Source organism: Vibrio sp. 1180_3 (assembly GCF_029478545.1).
Classification (GTDB): Bacteria; Pseudomonadota; Gammaproteobacteria; order Enterobacterales; family Vibrionaceae; genus Vibrio; species Vibrio aestuarianus.
The window spans coordinates 34957-51357 of the sequence record NZ_SJFM01000025.1 but is presented as its reverse complement, the minus strand read 5'-3'; the positions used below and the strand labels follow the sequence as shown (position 1 = coordinate 51357).

The following is a 16401-nucleotide window of genomic DNA, read 5'->3' as shown; positions in this document are numbered from 1 at the left end:
GGAATGTAAAGTGAGTTTAATGGATATGTCTCGACGAATCATAAGCGTTTTGTTCGCTGCTTTAACTTTTTCTACGGCCGCGATGGCAACAAGCCAAGCTGACTACGATGCTATTGCTGAACGCATTAAACCTGTAGGTGATGTCTATCTAGCTGGCAGTGAGCCTATCGTTGAAGAGCCGACTGGCCCTCGCGATGGTGCAAAAGTTTACGGCACTTTTTGTATTGCTTGCCACGCTTCTGGTGTTACTGGCGCACCAAAAGCTGGTAATGCCGATGAATGGGCCCCTCGTATCGCTCAAGGTATGGACGTTCTGAAAAACCACGCAATCAACGGTTTTAATGCCATGCCAGCGAAAGGAACCTGTATGGATTGTTCTGATGATGAGATCGTCGCAGCCATCGAGCACATGATAAAAGACTTGTAGTGTATTATCTTTAAATAAAGAAGGCTTGGTATCTGACCAAGCCTTCTTTATTTGTATCGTATAATCTGTATCGAGCTACTTCTTAAACATCGCCCGTAGGTTAGCTATATGACTTTGTCCTTTAGCCATTCGCTCTTCTTGGCTAACTGGTTTTTTAGATTGTTCCCATTCAACATCATCGAACGGCAATTCATCTAAGAAACGACTTTGTGTTGGCTTAATCAACTCACCGTATTGGCGGCGCTCTTTACACATGGTGAAAGTTAACTCTTTTTGCGCACGCGTAATGCCAACATACATTAATCGTCGCTCTTCTTCGACGTTATCCTCATCAATACTGGTTTGGTGAGGCAGTATGCCTTCCTCGGTTCCCATTAAATAAACATAAGGAAATTCGAGGCCTTTGGAAGCGTGCAAAGTCATCAACTGCACCGCATCACTATCATCTTCCCCTTCGCTGCGTTCCATCATATCTCGCAACGTTAGACGCTGAACCACCTCTTTTAGTGACTTTTCTTGCTGATCATAATTATCACCCTCTAGATCAGCCACAATCCAAGAGTAAAGATCAGAAACGTTTTTCATGCGCATCTCTGCCGCTTTGGGGCTAGAAGAAGTTTCGTATAGCCAATCTTCATAATGGATGTCACGCACTAATGAACGCACCGCTTCAACGGTATTACCACGCTCTGCTTGGTCTGAAATGGTCACGAGCCATTGGGTAAAGCGGCGTAAGTTTTCCAAGCCTCGGCCAGAGAGGTGATGCTCTAATCCAAGCTCAAAACTGGCTTCATATAGGCTTTTGCCGCGCATATTGGCATAACTACCCAGTTTTTCTAACGTAACCGGACCAATTTCTCGCTTCGGCGTATTTACAATTCGCAAAAAGGCGTTGTCATCATCTGGGTTCACGAGCACTCGTAAATACGCCATGATGTCTTTAATTTCAGCGCGCGCAAAGAAAGAGGTTCCACCGGATAATTTATAAGGCACTCGGTTTTGCATCAAATACTTTTCAATCAAGCGAGACTGATGATTGCCACGATACAAAACCGCGTAATCACGATACTCAGTGCGATTAAGGAATTTATGAGCAATCAGTTCCCCAGTAATTCGTTCAGCTTCATGCTCTTCATTTTTCGCTATCAGAACTTTGAGCTTTTCACCTTCGGGAATTTCAGAGAAAAGTGTTTTCTCATAAACGTGCGGGTTATTCGCAATCAATATATTGGCCGCCTTTAATATGCGGCAGGTTGAGCGATAGTTTTGCTCTAACTTAATCAGTTTGAGATTAGGGTAATCCTGTCCGAGCAGCACCAAATTTTGGGGCTTAGCTCCGCGCCATGAATAGATCGATTGATCATCATCCCCTACCACCGTAAGACGACCACGCTCTCCGACTAACAATTTAACCATTTCATATTGGCTGGTATTGGTATCTTGATATTCATCAACCAACAGGTAACGAAGTTTATTTTGCCAACGTTGACGGACCTCCGCATTGTTTTGCAGCAGTACAACTGGCATCAAAATCAAGTCATCAAAATCCAATGCGTTATAGGCTCGCATCTGTTTTTGATAGAGCTCGAAACAGTGGGCAAAAAGCTGTTGCTGCTCTCCTTGAGCGAAGCCTTTAGCTTGCTCTGGAGTGAACATGTCATTTTTCCAATTCGAGATAGTACTGAGTAATTGTCGAAGTAGGTCTTTATCGCCGTCTAACTGCTTCTCGGTCAATTCTTTCAGCAAAGCGAGCTGATCTTGGTCATCAAACAATGAGAACCCCGCTTTTAGCCCCAAGAACTTATATTCACGACGAATGATGTTGAGACCTAATGTATGGAATGTTGACACCATTAGGCCTTTAGATTCAGATTTACCGAGAGTCTGACCGACACGTTCTTTCATTTCTCGTGCGGCTTTATTGGTGAAGGTCACCGCGGCGATATTGCGCGCTTTATAGCCACATTGTTGCACCAAATAGGCTATTTTATTGGTAATTACGCGAGTTTTACCTGAACCAGCCCCCGCCAATACTAAGCATGGCCCAGATACGTATTTAACAGCTTCGTCTTGTCTTGGGTTGAGCTTCATTCGGTACTCATATCACTTTTAATTTGGCTGCCTATGATAATGCCGTGTCTTTTGGATTACTACGTCATCAAGGATAAGATTTTTTTCTTTTTACTGCACTGGTGTATTGCATAATGGGTTATAGTTTGGTCTATAATGAACAAACGTTCATTCACCGTGAAATATCAGCATGTCTAACTGTATTCACATCGATAAATACCAACAAATCTTAACTGCAGCAGAAGCACTGATCGCAGAATCCGGATTTCAGGGTTTATCTATGCACAAATTAGCCAAAAAAGCGGGTGTTGCGGCAGGAACCATCTATCGTTATTTCGACGATAAAGATCATCTTCTCATCGCGATTCGTCTTCATGTTTGCCAACAAATCGCAGACGCAGTACAAGCCAATGTCGATGATGAAATGCCTTTGAAAGAACGCTTTACTGCAATGTGGTTAAACATTTGGGAATTAGCACAATCAAGACGTGCAATACTCAGCAATCGAGTTCAATATGAATCATTACCAATAACAACTAGTTGTAATGTTAGGGAGCTTGAGCGGAAAATGTTTGCCCAATTTGACTTGTTATTCGATCAAGGCAAAGAGCAGGGGTTATTCAAACCGTTGGATAACCAGGTTTTATCTGCTTTAAGTTTTGAAACAACGGTCGCCCTTGCCCGTAAACAAGCAATGGAATGTTATCAACTGGATGATCAATCACTGCATGCCGTGATTGACGCCAGTTGGGATGCAATTACTCAACACTAACTTGGAGTTCTGATTAGAATGAAAAAGTGGACATTCTTTATGTTACTTATCGCCATCCTACTATTTGGTAGCGTGATAGGTTTCAATTTATTTAAACAACAAAAAATTGCCGAATACATGGCTAATCGTCCTGAAGCTGAATTTCCAGTTACCATAACGGAAGTGGAATCAGTTGATTGGATCCCAGTCATTGCAGCCATTGGTTTTATTGAGCCAAATCAAGGTGTGACACTCACTACCGAAACGAGCGGCGTGATAGATAAAATTTTATTTGAGTCAGGTACACAAGTAAAAGAAGACCAACCTCTCGTACTTTTAGATTCCGCCGTTGAGAAAGCTAACTTAAAAAGTTCGCAAGCTCGTCTTCCTGCAGCAGAAGCAAAATACAAACGTTATAAAGGTCTATACACCAAGGGCTCTATTTCAAAAGAAGCGTACGATGAAGCTGAAGCGAATTACTTCTCTTTATCTGCTGATATTGAAAGCCTAAAAGCTTCTATTGATCGCCGCGAAATCAAAGCGCCATTTGCTGGTGTGGTTGGTATCCGTAATGTGTATTTAGGTCAATATTTACAACCTGGTACTGACATTGTTCGTCTTGAAGACACCAGTGTAATGCGTCTACGTTTTACGGTTCCACAAACCGACATTTCTCGCATTTCGATGGATCAAGAAGTGGATATCTTTGTTGATTCTTACCCAGACTCACCATTTAAAGGCTCAATCACCGCTATCGAACCAGCAGTCAGTGTGCAAAGTGGTTTAATTCAAGTTCAAGCTGATATTCCAAACAGTGATGGCAAGCTTCGCAGCGGCATGTTTGCCCGTGCGAACATTATTTTGCCTAAATTGGAGAACCAAATAACACTACCACAAACTGCTATCACCTTCACGCTATACGGTGACAACGTTTATATTCTAGGCGAAGAAAATGGTGAAACACGCGTTAAGCAAAGCATTGTGAAAGTTGGTGAACGAACAGCAGACATCGCGCACATTCTTGAAGGCGTAAAAGCAGGTGATAAAGTTGTCACATCAGGCCAAGTTCGTTTAAGTAATGGAGTTAAAGTACGCATCGTAGAAAGTGATGCAACCACTCCACCAGCTGAAACACCAATGCTTTAACCGGAGGAATCATGCGCTTTACTGATGTTTTTATAAAACGTCCAGTTTTGGCGGTATCTATCAGCTTTTTGATAGCCTTGCTCGGTTTGCAAGCCATGTTCAAAATGCAGGTCAGTGAATACCCTGAAATGACGAATACGGTAGTAACGGTCACCACCAGTTACTACGGTGCAAGTGCTGACTTGGTTCAAGGCTTTATTACTCAGCCATTGGAGCAAGCTGTCGCACAAGCCGATAATATTGACTATATGACTTCATCTTCCGTATTAGGTAAATCAACTATTACGGTCAATATGAAGCTCAATACTGACCCAAATGCGGCCTTGTCTGACGTATTAGCTAAATCGAACTCGGTTCGTTCTCAGCTACCAAAAGAAGCTGAAGACCCAACCGTAACCATGTCGACCGGCTCAACAACGGCCGTAATGTACATTGGCTTTACCAGTGATGATTTAAAGTCGAGCCAGATTACGGACTACTTGGAACGCGTTGTTAACCCTCAGCTATATGCGGTAAATGGTATTGCCAGTATCGACCTTTATGGCGGTCTGAAATATGCGTTACGTGTATGGCTTGATCCGGAAAAAATGGGCGCATTGAAACTCACTGCAACAGATGTAATGAGTGTACTCAATGCCAACAACTATCAATCAGCAACGGGGCAAGCAACCGGAGAGTTCGTTCTCTACAATGGTAGCGCCAATACTCAAGTATCCAATGTAACTGAGCTTGAAAACCTAGTGGTTAAGTCCAATGATGGCCAAATCACACGTTTAGGTGATATTGCCAAAGTCACATTGGAAAAAAGTCACGATGTTTATCGCGCAACAGCAAATGGTAATGAAGCAGTAGTAGCGGCAATTAACGCGGCACCTAGTGCCAACCCGATTAATATCGCCGCCAGCGTACGGGATATGTTGCCGCACCTACAACGCAACCTTCCAAGCAACATCACCATGAACATCATGTATGACTCAACCATTGCGATTAATGAGTCTATCAATGAAGTTATTAAGACGATTGCGGAAGCCGCTTTGATCGTTTTGGTGGTGATCACGCTATTCTTAGGGTCACTTCGTGCCGTTATCATCCCTATTGTTACTATCCCGCTATCACTTATTGGTGTGGCGATGGTTATGCAAACAATGGGATTTTCGTGGAACCTGATGACTCTGCTTGCCATGGTTCTGGCTATCGGCTTGGTCGTTGATGATGCCATCGTTGTTCTTGAGAACGTTGATCGACACATTAAAGAAGGTGAATCACCGTTTCGTGCTGCCATCATCGGTACACGCGAAATTGCGGTTCCTGTTATTGCGATGACGCTAACCCTAGGCGCGGTATATGCACCGATAGCATTGATGGGCGGTATTACTGGCTCTCTGTTTAAAGAGTTTGCATTAACTCTTGCTGGTTCAGTATTTGTATCAGGCATCATTGCATTAACACTATCGCCAATGATGTGTTCAAAAATGCTTAAAGCAAATGAAAAGCCAAGCAAGTTTGAGAGTACCGTTCATGGTGCATTGGAACGCATGACCAATCGCTACGAGAAAATGCTGCGTGCAGTTCTTGCTCACAGACCGGTTGTCTTAGCATTTGCTGTTATCGTGTTTATGAGTTTACCGCTATTGTTTAAATTCATTCCAAGCGAACTGGCACCTTCTGAAGATAAAGGCGTGGTGATGATGATCGGTACGGGTTCTTCAAACTCGAACCTTGATTACATGCAAAACACCATGAATGACGTCAACAAGATTCTGACAGAACAACCGGAAGTGGCATTTGCGCAGGTATTTACTGGTGTTCCTAATTCCAACCAAGCGTTTGGTATCGCTTCGATGGTTCCATGGAGTGAGCGTGAAGCAAGCCAGGCAGAAGTGACCAATCGCATTGGCGGGTTAGTGACTAACATCCCAGGTATGGCGGTAACTACCTTCCAAATGCCAGAATTACCAGGTGCAGGTTCTGGATTGCCGATTCAGTTTGTTATTACTACACCAAACGCGTTTGAAAGCCTATTTACGGTTGCATCTGATGTACTTGCAGAAACAACGGCAAGCCCGCTCTTTGTTTATTCAAACCTCGATTTAAACTACGATTCGGCAACGATGAAGATTAATATCGATAAAGATAAAGCAGGAGCTTATGGTGTTACCATGCAAGATATCGGTATTACTTTAAGTACTATGATGTCTGATGGCTACGTTAACCGTATCGACTTAAACGGTCGTTCTTATGAGGTAATCCCGCAGGTTGAACGTAAATGGCGTCTGAACCCAGAGTCAATGAACAACTACTATGTTCGTTCAGCAAACGGCGAAGCAGTGCCATTGGGCAGTTTAATCTCGATTGATGTAGTAGCAGAGCCTTTATCACTGCCTCACTTCAACCAGTTGAACTCAGCAACTGTGGGCGCAGTACCATCACCAGGAACTGCTATGGGCGATGCAATTAATTGGTTTGAAAACACCGCACAAACCAAACTGCCTTCAGGCTACAACCATGACTATATGGGTGAAGCTCGTCAATTTGTGACGGAAGGAAGTGCACTGTATGCGACCTTTGGTTTGGCACTGGCGATCATCTTCTTGGTATTGGCGATTCAGTTTGAATCACTCAAAGACCCATTGGTGATCATGGTATCAGTACCGCTTGCTATTTGTGGGGCATTGATTGCTCTTGCATGGGGTGCCGCGACGATGAATATCTACTCTCAGGTCGGTTTGATCACGCTTGTGGGTCTGATTACCAAGCACGGTATTCTTATTTGTGAAGTAGCAAAAGAAGAGCAGCTACATCACAAAAAGTCTCGTATGGAAGCGGTAACGGAAGCGGCGAAAGTGCGTCTTCGTCCAATTCTTATGACAACGGCAGCGATGATCGCAGGTCTAGTCCCATTAATGTACGCAACTGGTGCAGGTGCCGCTCAGCGCTTTAGTATCGGTATCGTTATCGTGGCAGGTCTTGCGATTGGTACAATCTTTACCTTGTTCGTATTGCCTGTTATTTACAGCTACCTAGCAGAAAAACACAAACCATTACCAGTGTTTGTTGAGGATAAAGACCTCGAAAAGCTAGCAAGAGTTGATGAGGCGAAAGCTGCACACCGTCAACTGGCTGAAAATAAGTAACACGATAAAGTTATCATCACATTAAAAAGGTCACTTCAGTGGCCTTTTTCTTATTGCAAATAACGACATTCTTAACACAATTGCTTAGAATGAGTACAAATTGACAGGAGTGTAAGCCACGATGTTTGATCCAAAAAAACTAGAGCAAATTGCCAAACAAATTCACGATTCAATGCCTCAGCCAGTCAAAGACCTCGGCGCAGACGTTGATCAAAAAGTTCGCCAAGTTATCCAAGGTCAGCTAAATAAGCTAGATGTGGTTAGCCGTGAAGAGTTCGATGTACAGACTCAAGTACTGATGCGTACTCGTCAGAAGTTGACTGAAATGGAACAAAAGCTCGCTGAACTTGAAGCGAAACTAACAGCTAAATAATACCGTTTTTAGCGTGTCCGACGACCAAAGGTCAACACATCGCGCACATAAAAAAGGCTTGGTCAACGGCGACCAAGCCTTTTGTTTATGTTGTATTTACTTTTGTATTTATCGACCCCTATCTGTATGGGGTTCTATCAACTGTATATTTTAAGCTACAAACTTAGCAATTAGCCGCCAACCGCGATACGCTGCATATCAGTCATGTATCCACGCAACTCTTCGCCAATGTACTCTACAGGGTGGTTACGAATAACGTCATTCACTTCAATTAAGGTTGCGTTGTCAACTTGGTTAGAAGTTTCACCCAGGCCTTTACCAATCACATCAGTACCCACTTTAGGCATGAACTTCTCACGTAGAAGCGGCGTTGCTACGTTGGCAAATAGGTAGTTGCCGTACTCTGCTGTATCCGAGATAACCACGTTCATTTCGTATAGGCGCTTACGTGCAACTGTGTTAGCAATCAATGGTAGTTCATGTAGTGATTCATAGTACGCTGACTCATCAACAATACCTGATGCTGTCATTGCTTCAAATGCAAGCTCAACACCAGCGCGAACCATAGCAACCATTAGGATACCGTTGTCGAAATATTCCTGCTCAGAGATTTGAACGTCTGAATCTGGGTAGTTTTCAAAAGCGGTTTCGCCTGTTTCTGCACGCCAACCTAGTAGGTTTGCATCGTCATTCGCCCAGTCAGCCATCATTGTGCTTGAGAAGTGGCCAGAGATAATGTCATCCATGTGTTTGTTGTACAGTGGGCGCATTAATTCTTTTAGCTCTTCAGACAATTCAAACGCTTTAACTTTCGCAGGGTTTGAAAGGCGATCCATCATGTGAGTGATGCCACCAAACTTAAGTGCTTCAGTAATGGTTTCCCAACCAAATTGTAGCAATTTACCGGCATAACCTGGGTCAATACCTTCGGCAACCATCTTTTCGTAACATACGATTGAACCCGCTTGAAGCATGCCACATAGAATTGTTTGCTCACCCATTAGGTCTGATTTAACTTCCGCAACGAAAGAAGACTCTAGACAGCCAGCGCGATGGCCACCAGTACCTGCTGCCCATGCTTTCGCGATATCCCAACCCTCACCTTGAGGGTCGTTTTCTGGGTGAACGGCAATCAATGTTGGTACACCAAAACCACGCTTATATTCTTCACGAACTTCAGTACCTGGACATTTAGGGGCAACCATTACCACCGTGATGTCTTGACGGATCTGCATGCCTTCTTCAACGACGTTAAAACCGTGAGAGTAACCAAGTGCCGCGCCTTTTTTCATCAACGGCATCACTGTTTCAACCACATTGCTGTGTTGCTTGTCTGGCGTTAGGTTAATAACGAGATCAGCTTGAGGGATAAGCGTTTCGTAGCTACCTACTTCAAAACCATTTTCTTTTGCATTCTTGTAAGATTGACGCTGTTCATCGATCGCCGCTTGACGAAGGGCGTACGCCACATCCAACCCAGAATCACGCATGTTCAGACCTTGGTTAAGGCCTTGCGCACCACAGCCAACAATAACGACTTTCTTGCCTTTTAGGTAATCGGCTTCACTTTCAAACTCCGAGCGATCCATAAAACGGCAGCGACCAAGTTGGTCTAGTTGTTGGCGTAGGTTTAAGGTATTGAAATAGTTAGCCATACTGGGCTCTCCTTTAAAGAATTGGTTCCATCAGGTCGGCCTCTGTGAGCCGAATAACCCCATACTAAAGCAGACATTAAGTTGCTTAAAGTGATATATTCACAATTAGTTATTGCAATTAATGCAACATCATGTGACCTATTTATGAACATTAAAAACCTACAGATGTTTATTCATCTGTGTGATAGTAAAAATTTCAGCAAGACTGCGGCAGCGATGCACATGAGCCCTTCAGCGCTTAGTCGTCAGATCCAAAAATTGGAAGACGAGACTGGGCAAATACTGTTTGTGCGTGACAATCGCAGCGTTGAGCTGACACCAGCGGGTAATAAGCTGGCCCCTGTTGCGTTAAAAATCATTGCTGAGTGGCAGCAATACAACGCCAAAATTAAGAATCAAGACCATGAATTACAAGGTGAAATTCGCCTGTTTTGCTCGGTAACCGCAAGCTATAGCCACTTACCCGAATTGCTGTCTGATTTTCGGGTGCGTCATCCATATATTGAATTTAAGCTCTCGACTGGTGACCCCGCTCAAGCGATTGATAAAATTTTGAATGATGAAGCCGATATCGCCATTTCTGCACTCCCCGATCAATTGCCAGCTCGCATCGAGTTTGAAACCATCAGTGAGATTCCTTTATCAGTAATCGCTCCGGTTGGCATTAGCAGTTTTATCGAACAACTACAAAGTGACAACCCCGATTGGTCGTTAATCCCTTTCATTGTTCCAGAAGCAGGAACAGCAAGAGACCGAGCCAATACGTGGTTTAAGAAGATGAAAATAAAACCTAATATTTATGCGCAGATCTCTGGGCATGAGGCTATTGTCAGTATGGTGGCATTAGGCTGTGGTGTGGGTATTGCACCAGATGTGGTGATCAACAACAGCCCTGTGCGGGATAAGATTCAACGCCTCAAATTAGCACCGATAAAACCTTTTCAGTTGGGCGTTTGTTGTAAACGCTCTCAATTAGATAATCCATTGGTCAAAGCGCTGTGGGATGTCGCAGCCAACAAGTACATCACCCCATAAACAGAAAAGCCACTGATTTCTCAGTGGCTATATTGATTCAATTTATTGGTTAAATAACGCGAGAGAATTGCTGCTGACGTGCTCGGTTTCGTAGGTATTTGTCAAAACACATACAGATATTACGGATCAGCAGCCGACCACGTAAGGTAACACGAATTTGGCTCTCATCGACCTCAACTAACTGATCATCAATGAAGGTTTGCAGTAATTCGAGATCTTGCTTGAAGTAGCGATCAAACGAGATGTTAAATTGTGCTTCGATTGCTGTTTTATCCAGCTTGAAATTACAGATTAGCTGCTTAATCACTTCACGACGCAGTAAGTCATCACTATCAAGCGCAACCCCTTTCCACAATGCGTGACGCAGTTCATTCACTTGCGCATAGTATTTTTTCAGTTCTTTTTGGTTCTGTGCGTACGCGTCACCAATCATCGAAATTGCCGATACACCAAAACCAACTAAGTCACAGTCACCTTGGGTGGTATAACCTTGGAAATTGCGGTGTAAAATACCGTTACGCTGCGCCATTGCCAATTCGTCATCTGGCAGAGCAAAGTGATCCATACCAATAAATTGGTAACCAGCCCCAGTCAGAGTCGCAATAGTATCTTGTAAAATCGCCAACTTCTCTTGTGACGCAGGCAAGTCTTCATCTTTGATTTTTCGCTGCGCTGCAAACAGTTGCGGCATATGCGCATAATTAAAGACCGACAATCGACCCGGTTTCATCTCAAGTACTTGAGCAAGGGTCTGAGAAAAGGTTTCTTTGGTCTGTTTTGGTAAACCGTAAATCAAGTCAAGGTTGGTGGAACGAAAACCCAGTTGTTTAGCACGTTCAACCATAGCAATAATGAACGCTTCATCTTGCTCGCGGTTAACCAGTTTCTGAACTTCTTTATTAAAATCCTGAACGCCGATACTCAGACGATTAAAGCCTTCACTACGCAGGTGATCAAGCATGCTCAGTTCAATTTCACGCGGGTCAACTTCGATACTGATTTCTGCATCATTTTCAAACCGAAATTCACCACGTAAAATAGCCATCAGTCGGCTAATTTGCAGCTCCGTTAGAAATGTTGGCGTACCACCGCCAAAATGCAGTTGAGTCACTCGTCGCGACTGTAACAGTGACGCTCGCTGACGAATTTCATGTTCGAGAACATCTAAATATTCATCGGCTTTGTGTGAATGACGAGTGATAACTTTGTTACATCCACAGTAGTAACAAAGCTTATGACAAAACGGGATATGAATATAAAGCGAAAGCGGCCTATCAGGGTACTGAGTACACGCCATATCATAATCTGCGACCGTGAATGCCTCATGGAATTCAAGCGCTGTTGGATAAGAGGTATAGCGAGGACCTGAGTAGTTGTACTTATCTAAAACAGCTTGATCCCATACGATCTGCTGACTGGGTACGACTTGCGAAGACATGCTTTTGCTTTCCGTTTGAAACTTTGACTGGTTATTTTGCCACACGACCATGATGTACGTCGGGTAGCAAAACGAAATTTGTGTAGAAATGTTCGAAACTGCTAGCGTGATCACTCACTCAAAAAAGCTAGAGCCAAACTTACACCATTTGAATAGTGATTTGATTATTCAGTGGTGCGATGCGTGTTTGCAACGCTTTCAATTCTTCAACAATCGCATCGGTTAAACGGCCTTCTGCTTTCTGGCGAGCCAAATTCTGCTTCATCCGCTCTTGCTTAGGAAGCTGCTGGCGCTCTTCTCCACGCGGCATATCTTTTACGATATGGTAAAGCTCTGAAATAGCAGGATACACGCTATCAAAATCGATGCGTTGCTCACCTTGGACATAATCCATGATGCAGTATACGCGAATGCTGATCTCAGAGAGATCGCATTGGCCTTGAATACCCGCCATGCATAGCGTATTGACGCTATCAAAAATATTCGCATTACGCTTTTCAATAGCCAATGTTTGGTGTTGAAGCTGCAAATCCTTTTGCTTTTTCAGTTGCAGCAGAAGGTAACCAGCGTAAGACGCTAAGCTGAGAATAATGACTCCACCAGCAATGGCTAACAAGGTTACATTCATCGCAATCTTTATCCTTTTAAGTCGTTGAGATCGAAGTCTTCGAAATCTGACAGTAAGTCATCATCAGAGCGTGAAGCTTTTGCCTTTGTTACAGGTTCTAATGCTTCGTCTTCTTCTTGATCTTCTTCGTAAATGCCAAGCTGCTTCATTAACGCTTCAATGCGATCAAGCTTCTCGTCTACGTATTTTTGTAGACCAGCGCCTAGATTCTCACCACTATCGATACGATCAAGCAAGATATTCAACTGCGCATCGTTTTCTAGCATTTCCAGCTCTTGTGCTGCTGACAATCGACGCTCTTGTTTGGTCTGCTTTTTAACTGGCTCAACAATCAGCGGGACTTTCTTTTTGCTACCTAAACGAGGGTCGCGTGCTTGCGCTGCTGCGCGCTGTTTTTGCTCAGAACCATCTGAATGTCGGCTGCCCGCTTTAAGACCTTTCTTTTTCTTCAGTCTTTTACGTAGACGTCCTTCAACATCAGCTTCACTGCGGTTACGCGTTACAATCACGTCAGCATCAATGGCTGAACCAGGCTTTCTGGATTTCTTATTACGGCTCATTACTGGGGTTTCCTCAGTAAAATTACATCATTACCAATAAATTCAAGTTCAAGCTCATCCCGCTTGGCCAAGTACTGGAAGGTTTCACGGCTAAAAAATATCACATGTGTGAGATCATTTTTGTAGTGCCATCCAGCAAACGCGTCTACGTCTTTGACTAGCTTGGTCATTAACCCAATCCAGCCACCCGGCTTAACTAAATTTAACCATTGCTGCCAAACTTGGTGCGGCTCATGTAAATGCTCGATCACTTCAGTGGCAGTCATAAAATCATAGGTCGTTTGCAATACCTTTTCATCTGGATGAAAGAAGATATCGTATAACGCCATATTGTGCCCCGCTTCTTGCAACATAATCGATAATGTTGGACCGGGACCACAACCAAAATCTAACCCATTTGATGCAGGTTTAATCCTTTCTAACATTGGCTCACACACGCGTGATAAAAAGCGGCGGTAACCCATATCTTGTGGGTTATTGTTATGCAGATCATAAAATGCTTTTTCAGCTTTCGCGTCAAGGCGATGATCAGGATTGACGAACACTAGCGCACATTGTTGGCACTGGAGATAAGCGCGAGCCTTATCTTCAAAGTATGGAACAATTTGTTCACTAAAACATAATGGGCAAGTGTGCATACTGACATCCTCAAACAGGGATGCGCAACATACCAGAAACTGGCATTAGAGTGGAGAGTCACCGAGCATTTTTTCATCAGCTAAGTGAAAAAAGATAAAAAAAGCGATAGGTCACCCTATCGCTCTCTAAAATGTGTCACCTAAGGTGACGAAACTGTGTTGCACTCATCGCGTGCACAATATTCCTTTTGTTCTTGGTGCTTTCCATGCAAAAGGTGTTGTTTTTCATCTTCCTGATGAATTTTGTCTATCCTACTGACATCCTGCCACTGGGCTTATCCCAAGCCTGATCCTTTTCCCTGTCCGAACCTTTAGACGAGTCGACCATCCTTATCGCGCAAGCTCCCTTGCTTACGCTAATCCTTATTCCTAAAAGCAGCATCCTTTGCCTACTCCTTGGAGACCACCTTGGTCTGAATTCCTTTACCAGCGTCTTGCCGATGTGGTTACTTTACTCGACAGCACATTTGACTCAACGTCAATTGAGCTATTTTTACACTCATTTTCAAAGTAACTATCCAGCTATCCATAAATTCAATAGCTTATAGAGTGACCATCATCGATTGCGCCATCAAGTATGGTCGATCTCTTACACAACAATGGGTAAGTTATCCGCTCGTGGTAAAAAACAGCCGGTGATCAAGCTCACAAAAGAAAACGCCCCAGCATAATACTAGGGCGTTTTCATAAAACTTTGCTCGAACGATGTAGGGATTAGTGCAGGCCACCAACGTATTTAGACAAAATTTCGATATCAGCATCGGTTAGCTTTTTAGCTACATCTTGCATCATGCCGTTCATGTCATTGTTACGTGAACCTTCACGAAATTTTTGCAGCTGAGCTTTGATGTAGTCAGCATGCTGACCAGAAATTTTAGGGAAACCTGAAAGCTCAGTGCCATTACCTCGCGGACCATGACAAGCAATACATGCGGTCAAACCACGCTCTGCATCACCGCCGCTATACAATGCTTTACCAGTCTTAACGACATCTTCAGGCGTTGAGTTGGCTGAAATAGGTAAAGAGGCGAAATAAGCCGAAAGATCCGAAATATCTTCATCACTAAGCGGCATAGCCATACCACTCATGACCGGATCATAACGACCTTGCTTGCCACCGCTGGTCATACCAAGTCGCAATTCAATTAACTGCTTCTCCATATATTTAGCGTGTTGACCTGCAAGTTTAGGATAGGTAGTAATTAAACTGTTACCGTCAGCACCGTGACAGGCAACACATGTTTGAGATTTTGCTTTACCAGCTTCGATGCTGCCTTGGGCCCACACTGAGCAGCTGGCTAAAAGACTCAAGATTAGCGCTAATTTCTTCATGACATTCCATTTATAATTATCAAGCTTCCAGTACCACCAGACAGTTGCTACTCACTCTCAGTGGCGACTCATGGTACAATAGGCGACCTTATGCCGAGCACGGTTATTTTACACAATTTCACAAAAAAGTAATCAATCGACTACACAAAGTCGAGATGGAGTTAACAGTGAGCGTAAAAATTCATTATCAAAACACGCATTTCATTACCAGTGCGCCTGACATTCGTCATCTACCTGATGACGAAGGAATAGAAATTGCGTTTGCAGGACGCTCCAACGCAGGTAAGTCAAGCTCGCTTAACCGCCTGACGAATCAAAAGAGCTTGGCGAAAACCAGTAAAACACCTGGTCGTACCCAACTAATCAACCTATTTAAGGTGATGGACGGTTGCCACATCGTTGATTTACCGGGTTATGGCTTTGCTCAAGTTCCTTTAGAAATGAAGAAAAAATGGCAGAAGTCGCTCGGAGAATACCTACAAAAACGTCGCTGTTTGAAAGGGTTGGTGGTACTGATGGACATTCGCCACCCGATGAAAGATCTCGATCAGCAGCTTATTTACTGGGCAGTCGACTGTAACATTCCCGTACAAGTACTACTGACCAAAGCTGATAAGCTAAAAAGTGGTGCTCGCAAGGCTCAAGTGTTAAAAATTCGTGAAGATGCGCGAGCGTTTGGCGGTGATGTGAGTGTTGATGCTTTTTCTTCACTCAAAGGACTCGGAGTCGATATCCTACGCAATAAACTGGACACTTGGTTTGCACCAGCGTTAGCACATTTAGACGCAGAGCAAGCCGATGAAGAGTTAACAGAAACAACCTCTATCGACGATTCTCAACCCGAGTAATTCCATGTCGATAGATAATCTAGCCCTGCCATTTTGTTTGGTGGGGCTTTTTTTGGGCGACGGATATTGAACCCTAACAGATTGCGGCAAAGGTTTATGTGCAGCAAAAGAGAAGTGATAAAAACAAAAATCCCCACCATCCTGGTGGGGCAACGGGAGAGAAAAATTAATCGTTATTCTTATGCGTTAAGCATTCCCTAATCCGCGCTCTTTTTCAATAGCTTAGCGTCTATATTTTCCTGCTCTATAAAAGCGAAAATAAATCACAACTCATTGAATAAAAGACAAAAAAACCGAAACACATCTCTAGAAGCAACTTGATTTTCTAGTAGAAATAATAAAAATGTGATTGATGATTTCTTACAA

At 43.6% G+C, this 16401-nt stretch carries 14 protein-coding genes; 7 read left to right on the top strand and 7 right to left on the bottom strand.

All coding sequences use genetic code 11. The annotated features are described in order from the left end of the window. The first annotated feature begins 19 nt into the window (after positions 1-19). A complete protein-coding gene (locus EYW48_RS15055) occupies positions 20-427 on the top strand; it encodes a cytochrome c5 family protein (RefSeq protein WP_171375440.1) in 408 nt (135 codons plus the stop codon). A 75-nt stretch (positions 428-502) separates the two neighbouring features. Here the strand turns inward: EYW48_RS15055 and rep are convergent, their stop codons facing one another. Then, the gene (gene rep / locus EYW48_RS15050; protein WP_053309750.1) at positions 503-2518 is read right to left on the bottom strand and encodes a DNA helicase Rep; all 2016 of its coding nucleotides are present in this window, start codon (positions 2516-2518) and stop codon (positions 503-505) included. Positions 2519-2687: 169 nt separating this feature from the next. Here rep and EYW48_RS15045 point away from each other — a divergent pair, with 169 nt between their 5' ends. From EYW48_RS15045 to EYW48_RS15030, 4 genes are all read left to right on the top strand, one after another. Continuing rightward, positions 2688-3269, top strand: coding sequence for a TetR/AcrR family transcriptional regulator (locus EYW48_RS15045; protein ID WP_053309751.1), 582 nt, complete (start codon positions 2688-2690; stop codon positions 3267-3269). 18 nt (positions 3270-3287) lie between these two features. Then, entirely contained in the window at positions 3288-4394 is a 1107-nt protein-coding gene (locus EYW48_RS15040) for an efflux RND transporter periplasmic adaptor subunit (RefSeq protein ID WP_277432624.1), read from the top strand. 11 nt (positions 4395-4405) lie between these two features. Continuing rightward, positions 4406-7528: a multidrug efflux RND transporter permease subunit gene (locus EYW48_RS15035; protein WP_277432623.1), complete on the top strand. Its 3123-nt coding sequence runs from the start codon at positions 4406-4408 to the stop codon at positions 7526-7528. A 121-nt stretch (positions 7529-7649) separates the two neighbouring features. Beyond that, positions 7650-7901 (top strand): accessory factor UbiK family protein, encoded by a 252-nt coding sequence (locus EYW48_RS15030; protein WP_168524770.1) that lies wholly within the window; start codon positions 7650-7652, stop codon positions 7899-7901. Between the two features lie 170 nt (positions 7902-8071). Here EYW48_RS15030 and ilvC read toward each other — a convergent pair whose 3' ends face one another. Then, entirely contained in the window at positions 8072-9556 is a 1485-nt protein-coding gene (gene ilvC / locus EYW48_RS15025) for a ketol-acid reductoisomerase (RefSeq protein WP_053309755.1), read from the bottom strand. Between the two features lie 144 nt (positions 9557-9700). On the opposite strand from ilvC, the gene ilvY reads away from it, so the two are divergent. Then, entirely contained in the window at positions 9701-10591 is an 891-nt protein-coding gene (gene ilvY, locus EYW48_RS15020; protein WP_172532792.1) for an HTH-type transcriptional activator IlvY, read from the top strand. Positions 10592-10640: 49 nt separating this feature from the next. Here the strand turns inward: ilvY and hemN are convergent, their stop codons facing one another. From hemN to EYW48_RS14995, 5 genes are all read right to left on the bottom strand, one after another. After that, positions 10641-12029 carry an oxygen-independent coproporphyrinogen III oxidase gene (gene hemN / locus EYW48_RS15015; RefSeq protein WP_261916392.1) on the bottom strand — a complete coding sequence of 463 codons (1389 nt, stop codon included), beginning with the start codon at positions 12027-12029 and terminating at the stop codon, positions 10641-10643. Positions 12030-12168: 139 nt separating this feature from the next. Then, entirely contained in the window at positions 12169-12657 is a 489-nt protein-coding gene (locus tag EYW48_RS15010; protein ID WP_053309757.1) for a DUF2489 domain-containing protein, read from the bottom strand. An 8-nt stretch (positions 12658-12665) separates the two neighbouring features. Further along, entirely contained in the window at positions 12666-13217 is a 552-nt protein-coding gene (gene yihI, locus EYW48_RS15005) for a Der GTPase-activating protein YihI (RefSeq protein WP_053309758.1), read from the bottom strand. After that, entirely contained in the window at positions 13217-13855 is a 639-nt protein-coding gene (locus EYW48_RS15000; protein ID WP_053309759.1) for a class I SAM-dependent methyltransferase, read from the bottom strand. The genes yihI and EYW48_RS15000 overlap by 1 nt, the downstream gene beginning before the upstream one ends. A 714-nt stretch (positions 13856-14569) precedes the next feature. Then, positions 14570-15187, bottom strand: coding sequence for a c-type cytochrome (locus EYW48_RS14995; RefSeq protein WP_053309760.1), 618 nt, complete (start codon positions 15185-15187; stop codon positions 14570-14572). A gap of 167 nt (positions 15188-15354) precedes the next feature. Here EYW48_RS14995 and yihA point away from each other — a divergent pair, with 167 nt between their 5' ends. Beyond that, positions 15355-16035: a ribosome biogenesis GTP-binding protein YihA/YsxC gene (gene yihA, locus EYW48_RS14990; RefSeq protein WP_053309761.1), complete on the top strand. Its 681-nt coding sequence runs from the start codon at positions 15355-15357 to the stop codon at positions 16033-16035. Positions 16036-16401 lie beyond the last annotated feature (366 nt).